At 68.8% G+C, this 7,439-nt stretch carries 10 protein-coding genes and 1 tRNA gene; 10 read left to right on the plus strand and 1 reads right to left on the minus strand.

The window, feature by feature from the left end; all coding sequences use genetic code 11:
• Positions 1-4: 4 nt before the first annotated feature.
• Positions 5-280 carry a DUF4031 domain-containing protein gene (locus ABD212_RS15500; RefSeq protein WP_344096277.1) on the minus strand — a complete coding sequence of 92 codons (276 nt, stop codon included), beginning with the start codon at positions 278-280 and terminating at the stop codon, positions 5-7.
• 236 nt (positions 281-516) lie between these two features.
• On the opposite strand from ABD212_RS15500, the gene rplU reads away from it, so the two are divergent.
• From rplU to ABD212_RS15550, 10 genes are all read left to right on the plus strand, one after another.
• Positions 517-825, plus strand: a complete 309-nt coding sequence (rplU, locus tag ABD212_RS15505) for a 50S ribosomal protein L21 (RefSeq protein WP_179438274.1) — start codon at positions 517-519, stop codon at positions 823-825.
• A 19-nt stretch (positions 826-844) separates the two neighbouring features.
• The gene (gene rpmA / locus ABD212_RS15510; RefSeq protein ID WP_026059455.1) at positions 845-1,102 is read left to right on the plus strand and encodes a 50S ribosomal protein L27; all 258 of its coding nucleotides are present in this window, start codon (positions 845-847) and stop codon (positions 1,100-1,102) included.
• A gap of 94 nt (positions 1,103-1,196) precedes the next feature.
• Positions 1,197-2,705 carry a GTPase ObgE gene (obgE, locus tag ABD212_RS15515; protein WP_344096282.1) on the plus strand — a complete coding sequence of 503 codons (1,509 nt, stop codon included), beginning with the start codon at positions 1,197-1,199 and terminating at the stop codon, positions 2,703-2,705.
• Positions 2,702-3,544, plus strand: coding sequence for a glutamate 5-kinase (gene proB, locus ABD212_RS15520; RefSeq protein WP_344096284.1), 843 nt, complete (start codon positions 2,702-2,704; stop codon positions 3,542-3,544). Before obgE ends, proB begins: the two co-directional genes overlap by 4 nt.
• Entirely contained in the window at positions 3,541-4,800 is a 1,260-nt protein-coding gene (locus ABD212_RS15525) for a glutamate-5-semialdehyde dehydrogenase (RefSeq protein ID WP_344096286.1), read from the plus strand. The genes proB and ABD212_RS15525 overlap by 4 nt, the downstream gene beginning before the upstream one ends.
• 53 nt (positions 4,801-4,853) lie before the next feature.
• The gene (locus tag ABD212_RS15530) at positions 4,854-5,078 is read left to right on the plus strand and encodes a hypothetical protein (protein WP_344096288.1); all 225 of its coding nucleotides are present in this window, start codon (positions 4,854-4,856) and stop codon (positions 5,076-5,078) included.
• 9 nt (positions 5,079-5,087) lie between these two features.
• The gene (gene nadD, locus ABD212_RS15535) at positions 5,088-5,684 is read left to right on the plus strand and encodes a nicotinate-nucleotide adenylyltransferase (RefSeq protein ID WP_344096290.1); all 597 of its coding nucleotides are present in this window, start codon (positions 5,088-5,090) and stop codon (positions 5,682-5,684) included.
• On the plus strand, positions 5,681-6,787 hold the full coding sequence (locus ABD212_RS15540) for a hypothetical protein (RefSeq protein WP_344096293.1): 1,107 nt from the start codon (positions 5,681-5,683) through the stop codon (positions 6,785-6,787). Before nadD ends, ABD212_RS15540 begins: the two co-directional genes overlap by 4 nt.
• Positions 6,787-7,164, plus strand: a complete 378-nt coding sequence (gene rsfS, locus ABD212_RS15545; RefSeq protein ID WP_344096295.1) for a ribosome silencing factor — start codon at positions 6,787-6,789, stop codon at positions 7,162-7,164. Before ABD212_RS15540 ends, rsfS begins: the two co-directional genes overlap by 1 nt.
• A gap of 72 nt (positions 7,165-7,236) precedes the next feature.
• Positions 7,237-7,309, plus strand: a tRNA-Ala gene (locus ABD212_RS15550).
• Positions 7,310-7,439: the final 130 nt, after the last annotated feature.

A 7,439-nucleotide genomic window follows, 5' to 3' on the forward strand; every position in this document is an offset into this window, starting at 1 on the left:
ATCGTCAGCGGGCGCCGCGGCGCTCCCTGGCGGTCACCCGCAGTCCGGAGGCGATGAGACGGCGGACGAGCTCGTGACCGTCGACGTGCACGGCGCCGGCGGCGATGAGCCGAGCGTGGGACTCCTCGGGCACGTCGTAGTGGTCGAGGTCGAATCCGCGGCGCGGGATGCCGTTGGCGGCCGCGAATTCATGCAGCTCCTCGAGGTCGCTGTCGCTGACCAGATGCGCCCACAGCCGGTCGTGGGCGGGCCATCGCGGATCGTCGATGAGGATCGTCACGAGCCGATCCTATGCAGGGGATGCCACCGGCCAGGCCCAGCTTTTGCGGCTGGTCCCGGCATCCGGTAAAGTAGTCCTTTGGTGCGTCCCGCGTCGCAGGCCTATGCGTGCGACGACGAGCTCAGCAACCGGTTCGAGCAGTCGTCATCCGCACCAAGACTTCCTCGTCTCGCAAGAGAGCAGAGTCTCGCAAAGACAATCGGAGCCGTGCGCTCCCAGAAGAAATCAGGTGTGAAGTGGTTTACGCAGTTGTGCGCGCCGGCGGCCGGCAGGAGAAGGTGGAGGTCGGCACGATCGTCGTCCTCGACCGCCAGAAGGCGAAGGTCGGCGACACGCTCGAGCTTCCCGCCGTGCTGTTCGTCGACGGCGACGCCGTCACGACCGACGCCGACAAGCTCGCGAAGGTGACCGTCACGGCCGAAGTGCTCGGCGAAGAGCGCGGCCCCAAGATCGTGATCCAGAAGTTCAAGAACAAGACCGGCTACAAGAAGCGCCAGGGGCACCGTCAGGACCTCACGCGCGTCAAGGTCACCGGAATCAAGTAGTCCAGGAAGAGACCCCGAGATGGCACACAAAAAGGGCGCAAGCTCCACCCGCAACGGTCGTGACTCCAACGCTCAGCGACTGGGCGTGAAGCGCTTCGGCGGCCAGAAGGTCCTCGCCGGCGAGATCATCGTCCGTCAGCGCGGTACGCATTTCCACCCCGGCGCCAATGTCGGCCGCGGTGGCGACGACACGCTGTTCGCGCTCGCACCCGGTGCGGTCGAGTTCGGCCAGAAGGGCGGCCGGAAGGTCGTCAACATCGTGGCGGCGGCGGAGTAATCGCACGCACACTCACTCTTGACGAAAGGGGGCGGGCTTCGGCTCGTCCCCTTTCCTCACTCACGCACGGTTCGAATTCTCCGAGGGGGAGCGCATGGTCACATTCGTCGATGGTGTGACGCTGCACCTGCGCGCCGGCAAGGGCGGGAACGGCTGCGTCTCGGTCAAGCGTGAGAAGTTCAAGCCTCTCGCAGGTCCGGATGGCGGGAACGGCGGGCACGGTGGCGACATCGTGCTCGTGGCGGACCCTCAGGTCACCACCCTGCTGTCCTACCACCACTCGCCGCACCGCTCGGCAGGCAACGGCGGATTCGGCATGGGCGACCACCGCTCCGGCGCTGCGGGCGAGAATCTCGAGCTCGCGGTGCCCGTCGGCACCGTCGTGAAGGACGCGTCCGGCGTGACGCTCGTCGACATGATCGAGCCGGGCACACGATTCGTCGTCGCACCCGGCGGGATCGGCGGCCTCGGCAACGCCACGCTCGCCACCCCGAAGCGCAAAGCTCCCGGCTTCGCGCTGCTCGGCACCCCCGGATGGGAGGGCGACGTCCAGCTCGAGCTGAAGACCGTGGCGGATGTCGCGCTCGTCGGCTTCCCGTCGGCCGGCAAGTCGAGTCTCATCGCCGCCATCTCGGCCGCGCGTCCCAAGATCGCCGAATACCCGTTCACGACGCTGCACCCGAACCTCGGAGTCGTGCAGGCGGGCGATATCCGGTACACGGTGGCGGATGTCCCAGGCCTCATCGAAGGCGCCAGCGAGGGCAAGGGACTGGGCCTCGAGTTCCTGCGGCACGTCGAGCGGTGCACGGCGCTCGTGCACGTGCTCGACTGCGCCACCCTCGAGCCGGGTCGCGACCCGCTGTCCGACCTCGACGTGATACTGGCCGAGCTCGCCGCCTACCCGGTGCCGGAGGGCCAGGTTCCGCTCCTCGAGCGGCCGCAGCTCGTCGCGCTGAACAAGGTGGACGTCCCCGAGGCCAGGGATCTGGCCGATCTCGTGCGCCCCGACCTCGAAGCCCGCGGCTTCCGGGTGTTCGAGATCTCCACCGTGAGCCACGAAGGACTTCGTCAGCTCAACTTCGCGCTCGGCGATATCGTCGCCGCTCACCGCATCGAGCTGGCGTCCGCACCGGCACCGGAGCGGATCGTCATCCGCCCGAAGGGCTCGCAGAAGGAGTTCACCGTGCGCGTCGAGGGCGGCACCTATGGGCCGGTGTACCGGATCCTGGGTGAGAAGCCGGTGCGCTGGGTGCAGCAGACCGACTTCCAGAACGAAGAGGCCGTCGGCTACCTCGCCGATCGCCTCGAGAAGCTCGGTGTCGAGGATCAGCTCTTCCGGGCGGGCGCGATCCCGGGCGCCACCGTGGTCATCGGCGAGGGCGACGGCATCGTCTTCGACTGGGAGCCCGCACTCAGCTCGGCCGCCGAGCTCATGACCGCGCCGCGCGGCACGGACCCCCGCCTGGTGCAGAACCCCCGCCGCACCACATCGCAGCGTCGCGAGACCTACCACGAGCTCATGGACGCCAAGGCCGAGGCGCGCGCCGAACTCGAGGCCGAGCGTCTGGGGGCGACGGGCTGGGACGATGGGGACGAGGAGTGACCGCTCTGCACCGCGGCGACATCCGCACCGCTCGCCGGGTCGTCGTCAAGGTCGGCTCGTCCTCGATCAGCGGTGAGAACGCCGAGAGGATCGGGCCGATCGTCGTGGCGCTCGCGGCCGCTCACGGTCGGGGCACCGAGGTGGTTCTCGTCTCGTCCGGTGCGATCGCGACAGGGATGCCGTTCCTGCTGCTCGACGAGCGTCCGAGCGATCTGGCGACGCAGCAGGCGGCAGCTGCCGTCGGGCAGAACGTCCTCATCTACCGGTACCAGGAGGCGCTGCGACCGTTCCGCATCGTGGCCGGTCAGGTGCTGCTGACCGCCGGCGACCTCGAGAACCCGATGCACCGGTCGAACGCGCGCCGCGCCATGGAGCGGCTGCTCGGCCTGCGGATCCTTCCCATCGTCAACGAGAACGACACCGTCGCCACCCACGAGATCCGCTTCGGAGACAACGACCGACTCGCAGCGCTCGTCGGCCAGCTCATCGGCGCCGACGCCCTCATCCTCCTCAGCGACATCGACTGCCTCTACACCCGTCCGCCGGACGAGCCGGGGGCGGTGCCGATCGACGAGGTCGCCTACGGCGACGACATGCACGGCTTCGAATTCGGCTCGGTGGTGGTCAACAGCGTCGGAACGGGCGGCGCGGCGACCAAGGTCTCTGCGGCGCGGCTGGCCGCGGCATCCGGGATCGGAGTGCTCGTCACGAGCGCGGATCTCGTCGCAGCGGCGCTCGAGGGGGACGAGGTCGGCACCTGGTTCCGGCCGAATCCGCTTCCCTCGGCAGCCCCCGCGACGGGACCCATCCGCACGGCCGTCGATACACTGGGCGGATGACGACCACCGCGACGACTGCGCGCGAGCGCATGCTGCTCGCCAAGGAGGCGGCGCGCTCCGTCGGGCTTCTGACGGATGCCTCCAAGCGCGATGCGCTGCGGGTGATCGCCTCCGCGATCGACAAGGCTGCCGCCGAGATCGTGGCCGCGAACGTCGAGGATCTCGAGCGCGGCCGCACCGACGGACTCTCCGTCGCGCTGCAGGACCGCCTCCGCCTCGACGAGCCGCGGGTGCTCGCGCTGGCCGCTGCCGTGCGTGAGATCGCCGAACTGCCCGATCCGGTGGGGCGGGTGCTCGACCGGCGCACGCTCGCGAACGGCGTGGAGCTCACCAAGGTCGCGGTGCCGTTCGGGGTGGTCGGCTCGATCTACGAGGCGCGGCCGAATGTGACAGTGGACATCGCAGCTCTCGCGCTGCGATCGGGCAATGCGGTCGTGCTCCGCGGCGGATCGGCGGCGGAGCGGACGAATGCGGCACTCGTCCGGACGATGCGCGGGGCGCTCGCCGATTGCGGTGTCGATCCCGAGGCGATCCAGACCGTCGACGATTTCGGACGCGAGGGCGCGCGCGAGCTGATGCAGGCCCGCGGCGTCGTCGACGTCCTCGTGCCGCGGGGGAGCGCGCAGCTCATCGAGACCGTCGTCACCGAGTCGCTCGTGCCGGTGATCGAGACCGGTGCCGGCGTCGTGCACATCGTGCTGGATGCCTCCGCCCCGCTCGACTGGTCGCGCGACATCGTGGTCAACGCCAAGACGCAGCGTCCGAGTGTCTGCAACTCGGTCGAGACGGTGCTGGTGCATCGCGACGCGGCCGCCCGGCTGGTTCCGCCTGTCGTCGAAGCGCTGATCGCCCAGGGCGTCACGGTGCACGGCGACGAAGCGGTCAGGTCGGTCGCGGATGGCGTCACACCGGCGACCGACGAGGACTGGGCGACGGAGTACCTGAGCCTCGACATCGCCATGAAAGTCGTCGAGGACCTCGACGAGGCGCTGGCCCACATCCGGCGGTACTCGACGCACCATACGGAGTCGATCATCACGCAGGATGCCGCGAATGCGGAGCGCTTCCTGGCGGAGGTCGACTCGGCCGTGGTGATGGCGAACGCGTCGACGCGATTCACCGACGGCGGCGAGTTCGGCTTCGGTGCGGAGGTCGGGATCTCGACCCAGAAGCTCCACGCCCGGGGACCCATGGGACTCGCGGAGCTCACCAGCACCAAGTGGCTGGCGCGCGGTGACGGACAAGTCCGCGCCTGACGCATAAACTGAAGAGAGCTCGCGCCCATCGGGCGCACCTGAACGGAGTCCGAATGACACTCGCCACGATCCTCGTCTTCGCTGCCGCAGAGTCCGGGACCCACGGCAACGTCGCCCTCGAAACGGTGGGATACGGCCTGACGGCGCTGGGGATCTTCGGCACCATGGCGCTGGTGACCGTCTCGTACCGGAATGTCGCGAACCGTCACTCCCGCAAGGCGGACGCCTACGCCGAGGCCCACGCGAACGATGTCCAGCGGGCGGGGCACGGCCATTAGGCCGACTGCATGTCGGTGACGGGAGCCCCGAGGGTCGGGGTCATGGGTGGGACGTTCGATCCCATCCATCACGGGCATCTCGTCGCCGCGAGCGAAGTCGCTCAGTCGTTCGGTCTCGATGAAGTCGTGTTCGTCCCCACCGGCCAGCCCTGGCAGAAATCCGACGTCTCGCCGGGCGAGCACCGGTATCTGATGACCGTGATCGCCACGGCGTCGAATCCTCGCTTCACCGTCAGCCGAGTGGACATCGACCGCAGCGGCCCCACCTACACGATCGACACGCTGCGTGATCTGCAGTCCGACCGTCCCGGTGCCGAGCTGTTCTTCATCAGCGGTGCCGACGCCATAGCGCAAATTCTCAGTTGGAGGGACCATGATGAATTGTGGGACCTTGCTCATTTCGTGGCCGTCTCCCGACCGGGCCACGTACTGAGCACGGATGGCCTGCCGACCGACGACGTGAGCCAGCTCGAAGTCCCCGCCCTCGCCATCTCGTCGACGGACTGCCGTGAGCGCGTCCGACGGGGCCACCCGGTGTGGTACCTCGTGCCCGACGGGGTCGTTCAATACATCGCGAAGCATCACCTCTACCGGAGCCAGGAATGAGCACACCCGAGCAGCCGGGCACCCCTCCGCTGACGCGCAAGCAGATGCGCGATATCCGCAACACTGGGTCGACCCCGATCGTCCCTGCGGCAGCCGGACCCGAAGGCGAACCAACCCCTGCGCCCGCGGCCGAGCCCGCTCCGATCGTCGCTGCACCGCTGCCGCGCGCGGCAGCGCCGGTCGTGGTACCAGATGCTCCGATGCCGGATTCCGCTGTGGATCTCGGTGTTTCACCGCTCACGCGGCGGCAGGCGCGTCAGCAGGAGCGCATCCGCACGGCGTCCGTGCCGGTGATCACGCCCGAGATCGCGGCGGCGTACACGGCGTCGGCTGCTCAGGCGTCGGCTGCGACTCCCGACGCGACGACGGACCCTTCTGCCGATGGTTCGGGCGTCGAGCGCCCGGATGCCGCAATCCGTGATCTGTTCGGACTTCCGCTCACCGCAGAGACGGACGTCGTCGGGACACCGGCGAATGCCGAGGCCGACCCGTGGGCGCCGACCGGCGAGCCGCCGGTCCGTTTGGACGTCGACAGTGCGACCGACGCCGCTGATGAGGCGGAGACCCCGGAACCGCGCGGCGACGAGGAGGTCCCGGCATCCGAGCGCGCCGTGGTGAACCCGCTGTTCGGCGCGGGCCTCCTGGCGGGCGTCGGCACCGAGGTCGAGCCGCCGCCCTCGTTCGATCAGCTGCTCGGCCGCACGTCCGGCGGCACCGGCGGCACGCCGCACGCGCTCATCGTGCCGCAGGCCTCATCCGCAGCGCCGATCGTGGCCCCCGTGAGTTCGACAGGGGAGGTGCTCATCACCGGCACGCTGAACCTGCCTGAGGGTCTCGGGTCCAACGGGCACGCGCCCGGTGCGACGGACGGGAAGTCCATCGACGCGTCTCTGGTCGACGGCGAGCTGCCCGCGCATTCGTCGCCCACCCCCATCGCGGCGAGCGCGGCCATCAGCACCGTCAAGTCTCCCGGCGAGATCATCAAGCCTCCCGCCCCCGAGAAGGGCAGCAAGCTCATGATGACGCTTGCGATCACAGCGGGCGTGCTCGCTCTCGCCCTGGTCGGCGTGCTGATCCTCGCGTTCGTGACGGGCGTCTTCTGATGACGGCAAGTGCGCAGTCGCGTGACATGCTCCGCATCGCCGCGGCCGCTGCCGATGCCAAGGGCGGCGAGGATCTCATCGCCCTCGACGTCTCGCAGCCGCTCCCACTGGTGGACATCTTCCTGCTGGTGACGGGTCGCAGCGAGCGGAATGTCGCCGCCATCGCCGACGAGATCGAGGACAAGCTCCTCGAGGCGGGTCACCGCCGGCTGCGTCGCGAGGGCCGACAGGAGTCGCGGTGGGTGCTGCTCGACTTCGGCGACCTCGTCGTGCACGTCTTCCACGAGCAGGAGCGGGTCTACTACGGCCTCGAACGGCTCTGGAAGGACTGTCCGGTGGTTCCCGTCGAGCTTCCCGCCGCGGCGCCTGCGGAGTGACGACGATTCGGACCACGTCCCCGGATATAGTAATCTAGTCGGGTTGCCTCGCGAGAGCCGAGAGCGGCATCCGGGCCTGTGGCGCAGCTGGTAGCGCACCTGCATGGCATGCAGGGGGTCAGGGGTTCGAGTCCCCTCAGGTCCACCGTGTGATGAGTCGCGACATAGGAGTCATCTGAGTCGCGACATAGGTGACATTCAACGAGAGCCCGGCCATCGGCCGGGCTCTCGTTGTTGGTTGCGCCAGTAGGTTTTGTCGGGGTCGATGTGGTGGG

It is taken from the genome of Microbacterium deminutum, from assembly GCF_039530205.1.
Lineage (GTDB): Bacteria > Actinomycetota > Actinomycetes > Actinomycetales > Microbacteriaceae > Microbacterium > Microbacterium deminutum.